The sequence below is a fragment of the Mesorhizobium salmacidum (SeqCode) genome (assembly GCF_037179605.1).
GTDB classification, from domain to species: Bacteria; Pseudomonadota; Alphaproteobacteria; order Rhizobiales; family Rhizobiaceae; genus Mesorhizobium; species Mesorhizobium salmacidum.
Genome location: NZ_JAPYKS010000001.1, coordinates 296,078 through 313,453 on the forward strand (window position 1 = coordinate 296,078; position 17,376 = coordinate 313,453).

General features: G+C 63.7%; 17 protein-coding genes. 10 read left to right on the top strand and 7 right to left on the bottom strand.

Annotated features, from left to right (window positions below):
• Nucleotide 1: 1 nt before the first annotated feature.
• Nucleotides 2–1,306: a nicotinate phosphoribosyltransferase gene (gene pncB / locus O7A60_RS01455; RefSeq protein WP_337104697.1), complete on the bottom strand. Its 1,305-nt coding sequence runs from the start codon at nucleotides 1,304–1,306 to the stop codon at nucleotides 2–4.
• A 118-nt stretch (nucleotides 1,307–1,424) separates the two neighbouring features.
• Entirely contained in the window at nucleotides 1,425–2,396 is a 972-nt protein-coding gene (gcvA, locus tag O7A60_RS01460) for a transcriptional regulator GcvA (RefSeq protein ID WP_337104698.1), read from the bottom strand.
• A gap of 211 nt (nucleotides 2,397–2,607) precedes the next feature.
• Here gcvA and speB point away from each other — a divergent pair, with 211 nt between their 5' ends.
• The 4 genes from speB to O7A60_RS01480 all read left to right on the top strand — a co-directional run bounded on the left by speB (nucleotide 2,608) and on the right by O7A60_RS01480 (nucleotide 5,866).
• The gene (gene speB, locus O7A60_RS01465) at nucleotides 2,608–3,669 is read left to right on the top strand and encodes an agmatinase (RefSeq protein ID WP_337104699.1); all 1,062 of its coding nucleotides are present in this window, start codon (nucleotides 2,608–2,610) and stop codon (nucleotides 3,667–3,669) included.
• Between the two features lie 80 nt (nucleotides 3,670–3,749).
• Nucleotides 3,750–4,559 carry a transporter substrate-binding domain-containing protein gene (locus O7A60_RS01470; protein ID WP_337104700.1) on the top strand — a complete coding sequence of 270 codons (810 nt, stop codon included), beginning with the start codon at nucleotides 3,750–3,752 and terminating at the stop codon, nucleotides 4,557–4,559.
• 6 nt (nucleotides 4,560–4,565) lie between these two features.
• Entirely contained in the window at nucleotides 4,566–5,222 is a 657-nt protein-coding gene (locus tag O7A60_RS01475; RefSeq protein WP_337104702.1) for an amino acid ABC transporter permease, read from the top strand.
• The gene (locus tag O7A60_RS01480) at nucleotides 5,219–5,866 is read left to right on the top strand and encodes an amino acid ABC transporter permease (RefSeq protein ID WP_337104703.1); all 648 of its coding nucleotides are present in this window, start codon (nucleotides 5,219–5,221) and stop codon (nucleotides 5,864–5,866) included. Before O7A60_RS01475 ends, O7A60_RS01480 begins: the two co-directional genes overlap by 4 nt.
• An 81-nt stretch (nucleotides 5,867–5,947) precedes the next feature.
• On the opposite strand, the gene O7A60_RS01485 is transcribed toward O7A60_RS01480, so the two are convergent.
• The 3 genes from O7A60_RS01485 to O7A60_RS01495 form a co-directional block, all read right to left on the bottom strand.
• A complete protein-coding gene (locus O7A60_RS01485; protein WP_023781604.1) occupies nucleotides 5,948–6,133 on the bottom strand; it encodes a hypothetical protein in 186 nt (61 codons plus the stop codon).
• 100 nt (nucleotides 6,134–6,233) lie between these two features.
• The gene (locus O7A60_RS01490; RefSeq protein ID WP_337104882.1) at nucleotides 6,234–6,521 is read right to left on the bottom strand and encodes a hypothetical protein; all 288 of its coding nucleotides are present in this window, start codon (nucleotides 6,519–6,521) and stop codon (nucleotides 6,234–6,236) included.
• 532 nt (nucleotides 6,522–7,053) lie between these two features.
• A complete protein-coding gene (locus tag O7A60_RS01495; protein WP_337104704.1) occupies nucleotides 7,054–8,457 on the bottom strand; it encodes an MATE family efflux transporter in 1,404 nt (467 codons plus the stop codon).
• A 234-nt stretch (nucleotides 8,458–8,691) separates the two neighbouring features.
• Between O7A60_RS01495 and O7A60_RS01500 the strand changes: the two genes are divergently transcribed.
• From O7A60_RS01500 to O7A60_RS01525, 6 genes are all read left to right on the top strand, one after another.
• Complete coding sequence (locus tag O7A60_RS01500; protein WP_337104705.1) at nucleotides 8,692–9,609, top strand: AraC family transcriptional regulator; 918 nt, start codon at nucleotides 8,692–8,694, stop codon at nucleotides 9,607–9,609.
• A gap of 241 nt (nucleotides 9,610–9,850) precedes the next feature.
• Nucleotides 9,851–11,122: an ABC transporter substrate-binding protein gene (locus O7A60_RS01505; RefSeq protein WP_337104706.1), complete on the top strand. Its 1,272-nt coding sequence runs from the start codon at nucleotides 9,851–9,853 to the stop codon at nucleotides 11,120–11,122.
• 138 nt (nucleotides 11,123–11,260) lie between these two features.
• Complete coding sequence (locus tag O7A60_RS01510) at nucleotides 11,261–12,127, top strand: carbohydrate ABC transporter permease (RefSeq protein ID WP_337104707.1); 867 nt, start codon at nucleotides 11,261–11,263, stop codon at nucleotides 12,125–12,127.
• Nucleotides 12,124–12,936 carry a carbohydrate ABC transporter permease gene (locus O7A60_RS01515; RefSeq protein ID WP_337104708.1) on the top strand — a complete coding sequence of 271 codons (813 nt, stop codon included), beginning with the start codon at nucleotides 12,124–12,126 and terminating at the stop codon, nucleotides 12,934–12,936. Before O7A60_RS01510 ends, O7A60_RS01515 begins: the two co-directional genes overlap by 4 nt.
• Nucleotides 12,937–12,951: 15 nt before the next feature.
• Complete coding sequence (locus O7A60_RS01520) at nucleotides 12,952–13,998, top strand: NAD(P)-dependent alcohol dehydrogenase (RefSeq protein WP_337104709.1); 1,047 nt, start codon at nucleotides 12,952–12,954, stop codon at nucleotides 13,996–13,998.
• Nucleotides 13,999–14,001: 3 nt separating this feature from the next.
• Nucleotides 14,002–15,087 (top strand): ABC transporter ATP-binding protein, encoded by a 1,086-nt coding sequence (locus tag O7A60_RS01525; RefSeq protein ID WP_337104710.1) that lies wholly within the window; start codon nucleotides 14,002–14,004, stop codon nucleotides 15,085–15,087.
• A gap of 9 nt (nucleotides 15,088–15,096) precedes the next feature.
• Here the strand turns inward: O7A60_RS01525 and O7A60_RS01530 are convergent, their stop codons facing one another.
• On the bottom strand, nucleotides 15,097–16,683 hold the full coding sequence (locus O7A60_RS01530) for an FGGY-family carbohydrate kinase (RefSeq protein WP_337104711.1): 1,587 nt from the start codon (nucleotides 16,681–16,683) through the stop codon (nucleotides 15,097–15,099).
• A complete protein-coding gene (locus tag O7A60_RS01535; RefSeq protein ID WP_337104712.1) occupies nucleotides 16,680–17,363 on the bottom strand; it encodes an HAD family hydrolase in 684 nt (227 codons plus the stop codon). The genes O7A60_RS01530 and O7A60_RS01535 overlap by 4 nt, the downstream gene beginning before the upstream one ends.
• Between the last annotated feature and the right edge of the window lie 13 nt (nucleotides 17,364–17,376).

The window sequence follows — 17,376 nt, forward strand, 5'->3', positions numbered from 1 at the left end:
CTCAAACCTTGACCAGTTGCTCCACGCGATCCTTCTGCCCAAAAATCCTCAAATACCGCTCGATCTCCTTGAGATCGCCGGTCGCCTTGGCTGGATTGTCGGAAAGCTTCACCGCCAGCCGGCCATTGGCCTCGGTGACCTTGCAGACCAGCGATATGGCGTCGAGGCTCTTGGTTTCGGTCGGCGCGCAGCCTTCGAAATCATTGGTCAGGTTGGTGCCCCAGCCAAAGGACATGCGCACCTTGCCCTTGAAGTGGCGGTAGGTCTCCTCGATGGTTTCGACCTCGAGCCCGTCGGAGAAGATCAGCAGCTTCTGCCTGGGGTCCTTGCCCTTTTCGCGCCACCAGGACAGGATCTTTTCGCCGCCCTCGATCGGCGGCGCGCTGTCGGGGCGAAAGCCCGTCCAGTCGGCGACCCAGTCCGGCGCGTCGCGCAGGAAGGAAGCGGTGCCGAAGGCGTCGGGCAGCACGATCAGCAGATTGCCGCCATAGTAGCGCTGCCAGTCCTGCAGCACCTTATAGGGCGACTGCTTCAGCTCTTTTTCCGAATTGGCGAGTGCCGCGAACACCATCGGCAGTTCATGCGCGTTGGTGCCGAGCGCTTCGAGGTCGTTGTCCATGGCCAGCAGCACGTTGGAGGTGCCGGTGAACGCTTCGCCGATGCCTTCCTTCAGCGCCTCCACGCACCAGCGTTGCCACAGGAAGGAATGGCGCCGGCGCGTGCCGAAGTCGGAAATGCGGATGCCGGGCAGCGCCTTCAGCCGTTCGGTCTTGGCCCACATCTTGGCCTTGGCGCGGGCGTAGAGCACGTCGAGCGCGAAGGGCCCATAGGCCCGCATGGCCGCGCGAGATCGGAGTTCGTTGATGATGGCGAGCGCCGGGATTTCCCACAGCGTCGTGTACATCCAGGGGCCGGAGAACGTTAGTTCGTATTGTCCGTCGTGCTTGGAAAGCTCATAGTCGGGCAGCCGAAAACCTTCCAGCCAGGCGAGGAATTCCGGATCGAAAATCTGCTTGCGGCCGTAGAAATTGTTGCCACCCAGCCAGATCATCTCCTTCTTGGAGAAGCGCAGCGTGCGGGCATGGTCGAGCTGTTCGCGCAGCTCGACCTCGTCGATCTCGTCGGCGAGCCGCACCGAGGTGGTGCGGTTGATCAGGGAGAAGGTGGCGTCGACCTTGGGATACATGCCCCAGATCATCTGCAGCATCAAAAGCTTGTAGAAGTCGGTGTCGAGCAGGCTGCGTACGATCGGGTCGAGCTTCCAGGTGTGGTTGTAGACGCGCCGCGCAATATCGGTCTTGGCCATGTCTCGTTACCGCCTTCGCTGCCTGCCACCACAATAGCGACAGGCCTCATAGCATCGAATTGGCCAAAACGCTGCCCGCTTTCAGGCTGGCCCGACAAAAAGAAAGTCCTGCGTGCGGCTACGAGGGTTTGCCACCCATCACCTTGAGCGCGGGACGTTTGCGGCGGGTGACGAGGCGGCCCGCCACCGGGGCGTCGGCGCGGCCGTCATCCCCGGCCTTCTCGGCGAACAGCCAGTCCATGAACACCTGCACGATCGGCGTCGCCCGCATCTCGTTGCGGCAAACGACATAGAAATCGTCGACCGCCGGCACTGACAGGCTGAACGGCGCGACCAGCATGCCCCTGGCCAGCAGCGCGCTTGCCGTCACAGAGTCACCCAGCGCCACGCCATGGCCGTGCACGGCGGCTTCCGCCGTCATGCGCGCATCGCCGAGATGATGGCGCCGGCCGCGCTCGAGGTCCAGCGCGTCGGCGGCGGCCAGCCAGGTGTGCCACTCGCGGCCGTCGTCGCCATGCAGCAAGACGTGGTCGGCGAGGTCGCGAACGTTACGGATCGGCCGGTTGTTGATCAGCGTCGGGCTGACCACGGGAAATAGTTCGAGGCCCGACCATTTGCGCATCCAGCAATCGGCCCAGCTGCCATCGCCATAGTGCACGCAGACATCGATATGCGGCGCCCGGATATCCCTGGGATCGTTGGAGGGAATGAGCGTCAGCTGGATGTCGGGGTATTGCGCGGTGAAGCTGCCCAGCCTCGGCGTCATCCACAAAAGCAGCAGCGCCGGCACGCAGGACACCGACAGCGCGCCACTGCTTGCCGGCCGGGTCAGCCGTTGCGTGGCGGCGGCGATGCCGTCGAATGCAACCGATACCGCAGGCAAGAGCTCGGCGCCGTGCGGGGTCAATTTGACCCGCTGGCCGACGCGTTCGAAAAGCTTGACGCCAAGCGATTGCTCCAGCGCCTTGATCTGGTGGCTGACGGCGCCATGGGTGACATTCAGTTCGCTCGCCGCCTTGGTCAACGAGGCATGGCGCGCCGTTGCCTCGAAGGCGCGCAGCGGGTTGAGAGGTGGCAAGCGCTTGGCCATGGATGCTCGGCTTCATTGTGAGATTTTCTCACAGAAAACACCTTAACAATATCAATTGCTTTTTCAAAGCGGCTGCCGGACACTTTGCCCCAAGACAACATCAAGACGTGAAATCTGCGGACAGCCAGCGGGACAGCGGCCCGGCCGGATGACGGTCGGTTCGCCCGAGGCCACCGACCGGCAACACTGCATCGGCTGAGGAGGAGCGGATATGGGATACGATCGCGGCAAGCTCGACGCGCTGCGTCGCAAATATGGCGAGAGCCATGGCGGCGAAATGTTCGACCCGAAATTCCGCAAGGTCGCGGACAAGATTTTTTCCAAGAGCGGCACTAGGCTGGCGCCCTATTCCGGCATCCCGACCTTCCTCACCGCGCCCTACCGCGAAGTCGCCGCCGAGAATCCGGACTTCGGCGATCTGCAGGTGGCGATAACAGGCGTGCCGATGGATCTTGGCGTCACCAACCGGCCGGGCTCGCGCTTCGGACCGCGCGCATTGCGGGCCATTGAGCGCATCGGCCCCTACAACCATGTGCTGGAATGCGCGCCGACGCATGAGCTCAGGGTGGCCGACATCGGCGACGTTCCGTTCCAGAGCCGCTACCGGCTGGAGACCAGCCATGAGGATATCGAGCGGCGCATCAACCAGATCGTCGACGCCGGTGTCATTCCGCTGTCGGTCGGCGGCGACCACTCGATCACGCACCCGATCCTGAAGGCGGTCGGCAAGAAGGCGCCGGTCGGCCTGATTCACATCGACGCCCATTGCGACACCAGCGGCCTGTTCGACCTGACCAAATTCCACCATGGCGGCCCGTTCCGCAACGCTGTGCTCGATGGCGTGCTCGATCCGACGCGCACCATCCAGATCGGCATCCGCGGCTCGGCCGAATATTTGTGGGAGTTCACCTACGAATCCGGCATGACCGTGGTGCATGCCGAGGAGGTGACCGGGCTCGGCATTCCCGCCATCATCGAGAAGGCGCGCAGAATAGTCGGCGATGGCCCGACCTATGTGTCTTTCGACATCGACAGCGTCGACCCGGCCTTCGCGCCGGGCACGGGCACGCCGGAAGTCGGCGGGCTGACGACGCGCGAAGTGCTTGAACTGCTGCGCGGCCTCAAGGGCCTGAACATCGTCGGCGGCGACGTCGTCGAGGTGGCGCCGCAATATGACGCGACCACCAACACCGCGCATGCCGGCGCCCAGGTGCTGTTCGAGATCCTGAGCCTGATGGTGTTCAGCCCGGCCGTCACAAGCAAGGGCGCCTGACGATCAAAGCCAAGGCGGCCGCCGCGCTGGAGCCGGCGGCCGATCCAAACAATCAAAAAGCCTCCAGAAGGGGAATGACAATGACAATCCGCTCGAGATTCAAATCATCCATCGCCGCCGTCCTGGTCCTGGGCGCGGCAGGTTTCGGCCTTGGCACACAGGCTGCCGATGCCGACGCGCTGGCCGATATCACCAAGGCCGGCACCATCAATGTCGGCGTCTTCGCCGATTTCCCGCCCTTCTCCTCGGCCAGCGCCGACATGAGCCTCAAGGGCTATGACATGGATGTCGCGCAGTACATCGCCGACACGCTCAAGGTGAAGCTCAATCCGATCGCCGTCACCGGCCAGAACCGCATCCCCTATTTGAACGATCATCGGGTCGATATCCTGATGAGCGTCGGCTACTCGAAGGAGCGCGAGCAGGTCATCGACTTCGCCGCCGCCTACGCGCCCTATTACATCGCGGTCATCGGCCCGGCGGCGATGTCGGTCAAAGGCAAGGAAGACCTCGCCGGCAAGTCGATCGCCGTCAATCGCGGCACGCTGGAAGATACCTCGCTCACCGAGGCAGCACCCGCATCGGCCGACATAAAGCGCTTCGACAACTACAATTCGGTGATCCAGGCCTTCATCTCCGGCCAGACCCAGTTGATGGTCGTCGGCAACGATGTCGGCGCGCAGGTGCTGGCCAAGCAGGACGTGCTCAAGCCCGAGCAGAAGTTCCAGCTTCTGACCTCGCCCTCGCATATCGGCCTCAACAAGAATGAGGACGGCCTCAAGAAGGCGGTCAACGACGCCGTCGCCAAGATGTTGGCCGACGGCAAGCTGGACGAAAGCTCGAAGGCCTGGCTGAAGACGCCGCTCAACCCCGACAACCTCAAGGATTGAGTTGCCGTGGCCTTCGGCTGGCTTCCAGGTGCCGTAGGCGACATCGCGCACGGCGCGGCGACGACGATCCTTTTGATCGCCGTCACCACGCTGGCGGGAACGCTGCTCAGCATCCTCGGTGCTGCCGGGCGGCGAAACGGCCCCGCGCTGCTGCGCCGGGCCATCGGCTGGTATGTCGAGGTGATGCGCAACACGCCGTTCCTTGTGCAGCTGTTCTTCATCTTCTTCGGCCTGCCGAGCCTCGGCATCAGGCTTGAGCCGATCCTGGCCGCCATGCTGGCGATGACGCTCAACATGGCGGCCTACACGATCGAGATCGTCGGCGCCGGGCTCGACGCGGTGCCGCACGGGCAGACGGAAGCGGCCCTGGCGCTCGGGCTGAGGCCGCGCCAGGTATTCATCAAGATCGTGCTGCCGCAGGCGCTCAAGATCATCTATCCCGCGCTGACCAGCCAGATCGTCATCATGATGCTGGAATCCGCCGTGGTGTCGCAGATCGCGGTGCGCGAGCTGACCTATGAGGCCGACATGCTGCAGGCGCGCACTTTTCGCTCGTTCGAGACCTATTTCGTCGTGACGCTGGTCTATCTCTTGATGTCAATGGCCTTGCGGCGGCTGCTGGTGTCAGGCGGACGCCGCGCGCTCGGAGCGGGCGTGTCATGATCGAGTTCACGCTCTGGGACATCGTACGCAACCTTCTGCTTGCGGCCCGCTGGACAGTGCTTTTGTCGCTGGCCGCCTTCGTCGGCGGCGCGCTGGTCGGAATGGCGGTGCTCTTCTTCAGGATCGCCAAGAATAAATGGAGCCGGCGCCTTGCCTCCGGCTATATCGCCCTGTTCCAGGGAACGCCGCTCCTGATGCAGCTCTTCCTGATGTTCTTCGGCCTGCCGATGCTCGGCCTGCGCATCGAGCCCTGGACCGCGGCGGTGCTCGGCCTGACCTTCTTCGCCAGCGCCTATCTCGCCGAAATCTGGCGCAGCGGTGTCGACGCGCTGCCGCTGGGTCAATGGGACGCCGGAGCCAGCCTCGGACTGCACTATCTGCAGGAACTCAGGCTGATCATCCTGCCGCAGGCGTTCTCGATCACACGCGCGCCGACGGTCGGCTTCCTGGTGCAGCTGATCAAATCGACCGCGCTGACCTCGATCATCGGCTTCGAGGAATTGGTGCGGACCTCGAATGCCATCAACAACGCCACCTTCGAACCGTTCAAGGTCTACGGGCTGGTGGCGCTGATCTTCTTCGTCATGTGCTTTCCGCTGACGCAATATGCGCGGTCGCTGGAGAAGCGGGCGGCGGCGCGCTGAACCGAAAGCATCTTGTGTTGACCAACATCGACGCGACCCGAAGCTGGGAAGCTGTGTGCTGTTGGAGCGTAAGTAGCCATCCTAATTTTCAGCATGGCTGAAGACGACAGTTCCATTGTCCTTGCGAACTTCAACGCAAATGATCCCCTCGTCACCCCTTCGGGTCTGAAACATGGAGATTGCGTGATCTTTTGCCACCTTTTCGGCGTCAAAGATCACCTTGTCGATGATGCCCTGTCTTCCATACCAAATAACGGTGAACGCCATTCGCTGCCTCCATTCGAGGCACCATAGGCGCTCTTACCGGTACCTTCAAACGGCGTCTGTGGCCAAAAGGCGGCGCGAAACGGCCGCCTTTCGCGCAAATTCAGCCACCCATCTTCTTGGCCATCGCGCAGAAATCCGCATGCGACTTGTTGATCGTGGTGTCGCCGCAGTCTTTCAACACCGCCTTCTGTTCATCTGGCTTCATGGACATCCATGAGGTCTTGAAATCCGCTTCCGACCTGAGTGTTTTCATGCCGGCATCGGTGAAGAACGGCGACATCTTTGCCGGATCGTCGAGCGCGGAGGTGCCGCCAGCAGATCCAGCCAGCGCCGAGCCAGTCATCATTGCGAGCGCCATCGCGCCCATAGTGAGCATTTTGAAGGTCACTTTCATCTCCTCACGATTTACGTCGATCGTATGCAACGATCATCTCTCGAAACGTCATCGTGCAGGAAAGGTTGCCCGCCTGCGTCGAAAGGCGGAATTCTATTCCGGAAATGCAGTTTGGACGCAAAGGGCGCGGAGACTCAGCCTGAACCGAAGTCCTGCCGTTGCTCGTCCAGCCGCCGACCTGACCTTGAGCAGCGCGAGGCTCAGGTGCCCTGCATTGGCGGCCAGGGTCCGGCAGCCTCCCGCCTCACCAAATGCTACCAACAACCATGCGATCCAGGCTTTTGCGCAGATAGATGCTGCCAGGCGTCGTTGTTCCCGGCGTGTCGGTCGCAGCAACAGCTCTTCCGCTTTCTAGTCCCGCCATCCCGAAAACAGACGGTCTGCTCACGGCCCCTATTGAGACGTTCCTCGGTTCTAAGCGTCGGCTCATCGTGCCCAGCGGTCGTTTCGCGGCAGCTCTGAAGGCGCCATTTGATGCGCCACAATGTTGGGACGAGCGACCGCCGAACCGACGGCCGTCTTGCGTTCAGTGCCCGAGCGCCAGCGACGGCGCGATGCGGTCGCGCCGCAGCCAGCGGGCCAGGAGCAGGGCCGCCACCACGGCCAGTCCCGACGACAGGCCGATCCAGATGCCGACGCCGTGGAAGCCGAAATGGAAGGCGAGCAGCACGCCAAGCGGCAGGCCGACGCCCCAGTAACCGATCGCGGCATAGATCATCGGCACCTTGGTGTCGTGCAGGCCGCGCAGCATGCCGGCGGCAACCGCCTGCGCGCCGTCGAAGACCTGGAACAGGGCAGCAAACACCAGGAACGACACGGCAAGCGCGATCACCCTGGCATTGGCCGGATTGCCGAGGTCGATGAAGGCGCTGATCAGGAGATGCGGCCAAAGCACCATCACCAGTCCCATCAGCGCCATGAACGAGACGCCGATGACGAAGGCGGTCCAGCCGGCGCGCGAGACGCCCTCGGGATTGCCGGCGCCATGCGCGAGCCCGACCCGCACCGTCACCGCCTGGTTGAGGCCGAGCGGGACCATGAAGGAGATCGAGGCGATCTGGATGGCGATCGCGTGCGCGGCCAGAGAATCCGCGTCGATCAGGCCCATCAGCAGGGCTGCCGCGTTGAAGATCGTCACTTCGAAGGCAAGGATGCCGGCGATCGGCAATCCGAGCCGCAGCAGGCCCTTGAAGCGCGGCCAGTCGGACCGCCAGAAACGGCCGAACAGATGGTAGCGCCGGAATTTCTTCTCCAGCATCACCACGACAGCCATGCCGACGAACATCAGCGTGCTGGACAGCGAGGTGGCAAGGCCGGAGCCGGCGATGCCCATGGCCGGCACACCGAGATTGCCGAACATGAACAGCCAGTTGAAGAAGGCGTTGCAGGCGACGGCGACGAAAACGATGATCAGCGCCCAGCCCGGCCGCTCCAGCGCCGAGATGAACGAACGCAGCACGATATAGCCGTAGAAAGGCAGCACCGCCCATTCCAGCCAGCGCAGGTAGATGCCGGCCTGATGCGCCAGCGCGGGCTCCTGCCCCATGGCCAGTAGAATGGCCTCGCCCTGCCAAAGCACGAGCCAGATCGGGATGGCGATCAGAATCGCCAGCCACAGGCCCTGGCGCACGGTGCGGCGCAGATCGCGCACGGAATGGCGGCGGCGGCCAAGCTCGGTGGCGATCATCGGCGAAGTCGCCAGCATCAGGCCGAGGCCGAAGATCAGCGGCATGAAATAGAGGTTGGCGCCAAGCGCGCCGCTGGCCAGCGTGTCCGCGCCGAGGCGTCCCATCATCATGACGTCGGTGGCGGTCATCGCCGTCTGGCCGAGATTGGTCAGCACCATCGGCCAGGCCAGCGCCAGCGTCGCCCTGATTTCCCGACGCCAAAGATTTTCCGGCGCGCGAGCGCCGGCTTCGATCGCAGACATTGTCCTGCTCTTTCAGAACACGGCGCGTCGGGCCACGCCCGGAAGCCGCACAGCAACGGCACGAAATGGCACCGTTTGCGCCGTCTATTGAACGAAATGCGACATGAAGGCAAGGGAGGAGGCGTCAGAACAGATTGAGCCAGCGCCTTGCCCGGGAACCGCCGCCTCGTTCCCTTGCCGGCCAGGGACTGCTACGGATCAGACATCGGCAACCGGCGAATTGTGGGAGGCAGGATGGCGTTCAGACGCAGAAAGAACACGGCAGCGATCCCGCGCACGGCGCCTTCCTTCGAGCATATCGTCACCGAGGCGAACGACAGTTTCCTGTGGCGACTGGACGACTATCCCTGGGAGCGCAATGTCTGGAACTTCCACCCGGAGTACGAGATCCATCTGCTGCGGAAATCCTCCGGCGTGGTCCTCGTCGGTGACCATATCGGCGAGTTCGGGCCGGGCTACCTCACCATCGTCGGCGGCGGCCTGCCGCATGACTGGGTCACCGCGGTGCAGCCGGGCGAATTGATCGATGGCCGCGACATCGTGCTGCAATTCGATCCCGAGCGGCTGCGCGGGTCGGCTGACATGCTACCCGAACTGCGCGAACTGGAGCCGTTCCTGGAACGGTCTCTGCGCGGCATCGTCTTCCACGGCGGAACCGCGCTTGAAGGCGCCGCGCTCATGGAGCGGATGGGCGCGGTGCAAGGGCTGACCCGGTTCTGCCTGTTCCTCGAACTGGTCGATCTGCTGGCCAGGACCGACGAGTATGAGCTGTTGTCATCGCCGGACTTCCAGCCGGTTCTCGACGCCGCCTCGCTAGACATCGTCCAGCGCACGCTGACCTATCTGTTCCAGCATTTCGCCGAAGATCTGAAGCTGCCTGAGGTGGCCGAGCTGGCCGGCATGAGCGAAAGCACCTTCTCGCGCTTCTTCCAGAAGAACACCGGCAACTCCTTCAGCGACCATCTTGCCAAGCTCAGGCTGTGGCAGGCGTGCAAGCTCCTAGCCGACACCGATATCCCGATCACCGACATCTGTTTCCAGGTCGGCTACATGAACATCTCCAACTTCAACCGCGCCTTCCTGCGCAAGCACAAGATGACGCCGTCATCCTATCGCAAGCTGTCGCGGCAGCGTCTGGCGATGCGCGCATAAGCGCATCCTGAATCATCGTTTTGGACCAGATCGATACTCATGTGACGCGCTCCATACGGGTGCGCCGGTTTTTGCGCTGCACAATGCATAAAAGTACAAGTCAGCTGCAACGGGGCTTCTAGCGTCGCCCAACGCAACTGCCCATTTTGGCGATGGGTGGCATGTCGTTCGGGCGATGGTGAGGATCGCGTAACCCGAGGACCTGCGCTTCCTGCGACGTATTCCTGGAGGAGAAAAGATCATGAAACCAGTTCGGCTCGCGGCCAGCCTTGGCGCAGCTTTCGTGCTTTCCACTACCGTTTCAACCCTAGCCCTGGCGCAGGCGCCGGTCTGCTCGGCACCGGTCAAGGTGCTGGCGCAGCCCCGCGATGGCCTGACGCTTCTGGAGGACTCCAAGGCCGAGTTCGAGAAGCTCTCCGGCGCGAGCTTCAAGATCGATTATCTGAACGAAAACGACCGCCGCGCCAAGTCGCGCGCCGACGCGTCCACCGTCGGCAATTACAACGTCTACTATGTCGATGAAGCCAATGTGGCGCTTTTCGCCTCGTCGAAGTGGATCGTGCCGCTGGCCGATTATTATCCGGCTGACTACGACTATGCCGACTTCGATCCGGGCCGCCAGAAGGTCGCCACCTATGACGGCAAGGTCTGGTTCGCGCCGCTGACCGGCGGCGGCGACCTGATGGTCTACCGCAAGGACGTGCTGGAAGCCGCCGGCATCCAGCCGCCCAAGACGCTGGACGAGCTGATCGCCGACGTGCCGAAGCTGACCAACGCCGACAAGGGCATGTATGGCATCGCGCTGCGCGGCGCACGCGGGTCGGGCGCCAATGTCTGGCGCTGGATGCCGTTCTTCAAGGCCTATGGCGGCAAGTGGTTCGACGGCGACAAGCCGGCCTTCAATTCGGACGCGGCCGTCAAGGCGACCGAGGCCTATCTGAAGCTTTTCAAGGATTCGGCACCGGGGACCCAGACCGGCAGCTGGGACGAATCGACCGGCGCCTTCCTATCGGGCCAGGTCGCGATCCTCGTCGAATCGACGCCGCTTTCGGGCATGGCGGTCGACCCGAAGACCTCGCAAGTGGTCGGCAAGATCGGCTTCCTGCCTCCGCCCTCGCCGCTTCCCGGCGGCGGTTACGGCCATGGCCTCGCCATCGCAGCGAAGGCCAATGCCGACGACGCTTCGAAGAAATGCGCCGGCCTGTTCATCGCCTGGGCAACCTCGAAGGAAAATGAGAAGCGCCGGCTCGACGCTCACCAGTTCGGTGAGCTGAACCGCACCAGCATCCTGTCCAGCAAGGAGTTCGCCGATATCTACGGCGCCGATCTCGGCCAGGCGCTTGCCGAAACCGGCAAGGTCACGGCGGTGAACTTCTGGCAGGATCCGCGCTGGCCGGATCTCGGCGACCGCTGGGGCATCATCCTCGAGGAATTGATTGCCGGCACGCGCACCGACGTCAAGGGCAGCCTCAACGAGCTCGAGGCCTACGCCAATGAGCTGGTGAAGAAATAGGCCCCTCCCTCTTGCGGCGCGCGGTTCGCGGCATTCCCTGGGAATGCCGCGACCTGTGTGTCGCAGGAGGGCCTGCCCTGTCCCGCGCGCGGGTTCCGCCATGTCCAGATATCAGAGACACAGCAAGGCCTGAGACCAATGCCTCGACGTTCATCCCTGCCGGTCACCTTTGTCGTGCCGACACTGGTCATTCTGCTGATCCTGTCGATGGTGCCGACGCTCTACGCGATCATCATCGCGCTGCAGAACCGCGAGCTGAGCTCGGCTGCCTATTCCTGGGTCTGGTTGTCGAATTTTGTCGACCTGTTCTCCGACCGCCGCTTCCTCAACGCCGTCTGGGTGTCGGTGAAGTGGGAGGTGGTCACCGTCGTCGCAACGATGGTCGTCGCGATCGGGCTCGGCGTGCTGATGTTCGAGGTCGCCTCGCCGCGCCTGCGCAACCTCTACTGTCTGCTGTTCATCATCCCGGTGCTGCTGCCGCGCGTCTCGGCGGCCTTCGTCTGGAAGTTCGCCTACCACCCGCTCTACGGCATCGCCACCTACCCCTACCGGCTGCTGACCGGCGGGCTGATCTTCGACCCGCTGTCCAAGCCGTCGACGGCGCTGTTCGCCGTCGCTTCGGTCGATGTCTGGCAGTGGGGCCTGTTCTTCGCGGTCATCGTGCTGAAGCTCTTGGAAACCTTGCCGCCGCAGCCGATCGAGGCGGCCCGGCTCGACCATGCCCGGCGCTGGCAGATCCATGCCTATGTCACCTTGCCGATGCTGAAGGCGCCGCTGATCAGCCTGATGTTCGTCAAGATGATCGAGTCGCTGCGCTCCTTCGAACTGATTTATGTGATGACCCGGGGCGGGCCGGGGGTCGCGACCGAAACGCTCGACATGTATGCCTTCTCGCAAGGCTTCATCGAATCCGGCAAGGTTTCCTATGCCTCGGCCATGGCCGTGCTGATGATGATCGCCACCGTCATCACCTTCACCATGCTGTGGAAACGGGTGCAGGCATGAGGCCCGGCCGCATCATCGCCAAGGCCGTCCTGGCCTTCGCCGGCTTCGTCGCGGTGTTTCCGCTGCTGTGGACAGCGCTCAATTCGCTGAAGAACAGCGTCGATATCATCACCCGCGTTCCGCGCCTGGTGTTCACGCCGACGCTTGCCAACATCAGCTACATCCTTGGCCGCGACAGCGTCATCACCGGCCTCTACAATTCGGTCGTCGCTTGCGGCACAGCCGTACTGATCGGCGTCGTGCTCGGTTTGCCCGCGGCTTACGCGGTGGCGCGTTATCCCAACCGCTGGGCCGGCGACATCCAGTTCTTCGTGCTGTCGCTGCGCTTCCTGCCGCCGGTGGCGGTGGCGATCCCGCTTATGGTGATCTGGCTGCAACTCGGTCTCTACGACACGCTGCCGGCGCTGATCGTCACCTATTCGCTGCTCACCATCTCGGTGATCATGTGGCTCGCGATCCCCGCTTTCCAGGGCGTGCCGAAGGAGATCGAGGAAGCTGCCTTCGTCGACGGCTACGGCGCCTATTCGGTGTTCTGGCGGATCGCGCTGCCGGTGGCTGCGCGCTCGCTGATCGGCGCGGTCGCCTTCAGCTTCGTGCTGGTCTGGAACGAATTCCTGATCGCGCTGATGCTGTCGAGTTCCAACGCCAAGACCTTGCCGATCGTCGCCTCCGAACTCTCCCAGCAAGGCATGAACGTGCCGTGGGGCATTCTCAACGCCTCGGTCGTGCTCCTGTCGCTGCCGCCGCTGCTGTTCCTCGGCGTGCTCAGCGGCTTCCTGAATTCTGTTTTCCGGCAAAAAAAGACTTGAAGTGAGGACTACCCGATGCGGGCTTTGGTGCTTGAGAAAAAAGGTGAATTGTCGCTGCGCGAGATCGCGTTGCCGCTCGATGTCGGACCCGACGATGTCAGGATAGCCATCCACACGGTCGGCGTCTGCGGCAGCGACGTGCACTATTACACGCATGGCGCCATCGGCAGCTATGTCGTGCGGGCGCCGATGGTGCTCGGCCACGAGGCTGCGGGCACAATCGTCGAGGTCGGCGCCAATGTCAGGAGTCTGAAGGTCGGCGACCGCGTCTGCATGGAGCCGGGCGTGCCGAACCTGTCGTCGCGCGCGACAAAGCTCGGCATCTACAATGTCGACCCCGACGTCACTTTCTGGGCGACCCCGCCGGTGCATGGCATCCTTGCTCCCTATGCCGTGCACCCGGCCGCTTTCACCTACAAGCTGCCGGACAATGTCTCCTTCGCCGAGGGCGCGATGGTCGAGCCCTTCGCCATCGGCATGCAGGCGGCTAGCCGCGCCCGCATCGTCCCGGGCGATGTCGCCGTCGTCGTCGGCTGCGGCCCGATCGGCATCATGATCGCCCTTGCCGCCCTTGCCGGCGGCTGTTCGAAAGTGCTGATTTCCGATTTTTCCGCGCCCAAGCTGAAGATCGCCGCGCAATATGCCGGCATCGTGCCGGTCAATGTCGGCGAGCAGTCGCTGGTCGATGCGGTCGCGGCAGCGACCGACAATTGGGGTGCCGACATCGTCTTCGAGGCGAGCGGCAGCCCCAAGGCTTTCGCCGATCTCTTCGACGTCGTGCGACCAGGTGGCGCGGTGGTGCTGGTCGGGCTGCCGGTGGAACCGGTGGCCCTCAACGTGCCGGCGGCGATCTCGAAGGAAGTCCGCATCGAGACGGTGTTCCGCTATGCCAACATCTTCGACCGCGCCCTGCAGCTCATCGCCTCCGGCAAGGTCGACCTCAAGCCGCTGATCACCGGAACCTATGATTTCGCCGACAGCATCGAGGCGTTCGAACGGGCGGCCGAAGGCAACCCGCAGGACGTCAAGCTGCAGATCCTGCTTACCGGAGAAAAGGGCTGACCAATGTCCGCGATCGTTTGCTCCCATGTCGACAAGGCCTATGGCGCCACCACGGTGATCCGCGATCTCAATCTCTCGATCGAGGAGCACGAATTCGTCGTGTTCCTCGGCCCGTCCGGCTGCGGCAAGTCCACCTTGCTCAGGATGCTGGCGGGGCTGGAGGACATCAGCGGCGGCGAGGTCTCGATCGGCGGCAAGGTGGTCAACGACCTCGATCCGGGCGACCGCGGCATCGCCATGGTGTTCCAGAACTACGCGCTCTATCCGCACATGAGCATTTTCGACAACATCGCCTTCGGGCTGCGGCGCCAGAAGGTTCCGGCGCCCGAGATCCGCAAGCGGGTCGAAGCGGTGTCGAGGACGCTTGGGCTCGACCCCTATCTCGCCCGTAAGCCAGCCGAACTCTCCGGCGGCCAGCAGCAGCGCGTGGCGATCGCGCGGGCCATGATCAAGACGCCCAAGGTGTTCCTGTTCGACGAGCCGTTGTCCAATCTCGACGCCAAATTGCGCAACCATATGCGCGTCGAGATCGCGCGGCTGCACCAGTCGCTGAAGACCACCACCGTCTATGTCACGCACGACCAGCTGGAGGCGATGACGCTCGCAGACCGTATCGTGCTGCTCAAGGATGGCATCATCGAGCAGATCGGCTCGCCGGCGGAAATCTACGGGCGGCCGGGCAATATTTTCGTGGCCGGTTTCATCGGCACGCCGAACATGAATTTTGTCGAGGTGACGGTCGGCCGGGCCGGGAACGGCTGGACGCTGACCGGCGCCGGGACGGTGCTTTCGATAGACGGGGCGGGCTTTCATCTCCAGCCGGGCGATCGCGCCGTGCTGGGCATCCGGCCCCCGGACCTGAAGACGGCCGGTGCCGGCGCCACCGGCCTATTGCAAGGCACTGCCGATCTCATCGAATTCCACGGCAATGACGCGCTGGTGACATTCGGCTCCGGCGGCAAGGAGATCAGCGCGCTCGTTCCGGCACGCGACTGCCCGGTAGTGCGTGCTCCCGTCCGCTATACATTCGAGGAGAATGACATTCACCTGTTCGACGCGACATCGGGCGCGTCCCTGCGCAAGCAATAGCGCAAAAGCCTACCGGATCGCGTCAAGCATCTGCCGCTGCCGGTGCATTTCCAGGAAAATCCGGTAGTCGCGATCGAAGCGGACGCCGGCCGCCGGGTTGGCGGCGCGTGTCTTGCCGCCCTGCTGCATGGCAAGGCAGGCGGCGTTGAGATCGGGGAAAAGCCCGGCGGCGGTCGCCGCCACCATGCCGGTGCCGAGCAGCACCGCCTCGTCGGCCAGCGGCTCTACGACCGTGCAGCCGGTGGCGTCGGCATAGAGCTCCATCAAAAGCGGGTTCTTGGTATGGCCGCCGGTGACATGCAGCGTGTCGATCAGATAGCCGTTCTCGTTCAGCGCCTCCAGCACATGGCGCACGCCGAGCGCGATGCCGACGGCGGTGCGCCAGTAAAGCTTGCACAGGCTGTCGAAGGACGAATCCAGCGTCAGCCCGCTGACGACGCCAACGGCATGTGGGTCGGCAAGCGGCGAGCGGTTGCCGTGGAAATCCGGCAGCACATGCAGCCGGTCGGCAAGGCTCTCGCCCTCGGCGGCGCGCAGTTCGGCGACGCGCGCGGCGATCCTGGCATGCATGGCCGCATTCGGCTCGCCGCCGGCGCCGTGCCAGCGGATGATATGGTCGAGCAGCGCCCCGGTCGCCGACTGACCGCCTTCCGACAGCCACAGCTTCGGCAGTGCGGCGCCGTAATAGGGGCCCCAGACACCGGCGAAAGGCTGCGGGTCGGGCGACATTGCCATGACGCAGGATGAGGTGCCGGCGATCAGCGCCAGATGGCGACCGATATTCTGGTCGTCGCCGGCAAAGCCACCGAGCACGCCAAGCGCCCCGGCATAGGCATCGATGACGCCCGCGCCGACGCGGCAGTTTTCGGTCAGCCCGAGTTCTGCCGCTGCCTGCGCCGTCAACGGACCGATATCGGCGCCGACCGGACTGGCCCGCTCCGGCAGATTGCCGTGCTCAAAAAGATCGTCGAGGCCGACGAGTTCGAAGAAATCGCGCTGCCACGCGGTGTCCTGGTGCGCCAGATAAGTCCACTTCGCCGTCAGCGTGCATTGCGAGCGGGCCAGCGAGCCCGTCGCCTGCCAGGTCAGGAAATCGGTCAGGTCGAATAAATAGCCGGCTTCGTTCCACGTCTTCGGCAGATTGCGCTTCAACCACATCAGCTTCGGCGTCGCCATCTCGGGCGACATAACGCCGCCGATGTAGTTCAGCACCTCGTGGCCGCTCGCGGTGCATTCGTCGGCTTCGGCGATGGCACGGTGGTCGAGCCAGACAATGGTGTCCCAGCGCCTGTCGCCGCTGGTCGACACACTGAGCTGGCCGCCCTGCCTGTCACGCACGACCAGCGAACAGGTGGCATCGAAGGAGATACCGGCAATATGCTCGGCGGCGACGCCGGCCTTTTCCCGCGCGGCACGCACGGCGGTGCAGACGGCGGCCCAGATATCGCGTGAATCATGCTCGGCATGATCTGGCTTTGGCTGGTTCATGGCGATCGGCCGCTCGGCGCGGCCAAGCAAGGTACCACTGGCGTCGAGAATGCCCGCGCGAGCGCTCCCGGTGCCGACATCGACCGCGCAGACAAACTGTTTCGTCAAGATGCTCTAACTCTCGCTCCCAGGCCTGCAATCAAATCGGGCAATTGCAGCATGTCAGCGAATATAAAGTCCGGTTCGGTCGACGCAAGCCGCGCTTTCAATCCCGGATTGCTGGCGTGTGCGCCACCGGTGAAGGCGAAGACGCGCATATCCGCCGCGAGCGCGGCCGCGACGCCGGCCGGGCTGTCCTCGATGACCAGGCAATTTCGCGGTTGCGCCCGCATGGCGGCGGCCGCGTGGAGGAAAAGGTCCGGTGCCGGCTTGCCCCTGGCAACCATGGCAGCGCTGAACAGATGCGGCTCCATCAGCGTGAGCAGGCCGGTGACGTCGAGCGCGTAACGAATACGTTCCAGCGTGCCGGAAGAAGCGACGCAGTACGGCAGGCCGAGCTTCGGCAGCATCGCCTTGACGCCGGCGATCGGCTTCAGCTCCTCACGGAACTTTCGCATGAGGTCGACGCGCATGGCGGTGAGATGCTGATCGGTGATCTCCAGGCCGAAGTCGCGGCCAAGGATTTCGCGCACGCTCTTCATGCTCTTGCCGAGGAAATGCTCGTAGGCGGCGTCTTCGCCGACGCTGCCGCCGGCAAGTTCGATCATGCCGAGCAGCGCCGAGACGGAGAGCGCCTCGCTGTCGACCAGCACGCCGTCGCAGTCGAAGATGACCAGTTCAGGCGTCATGATGCCGGCTGGC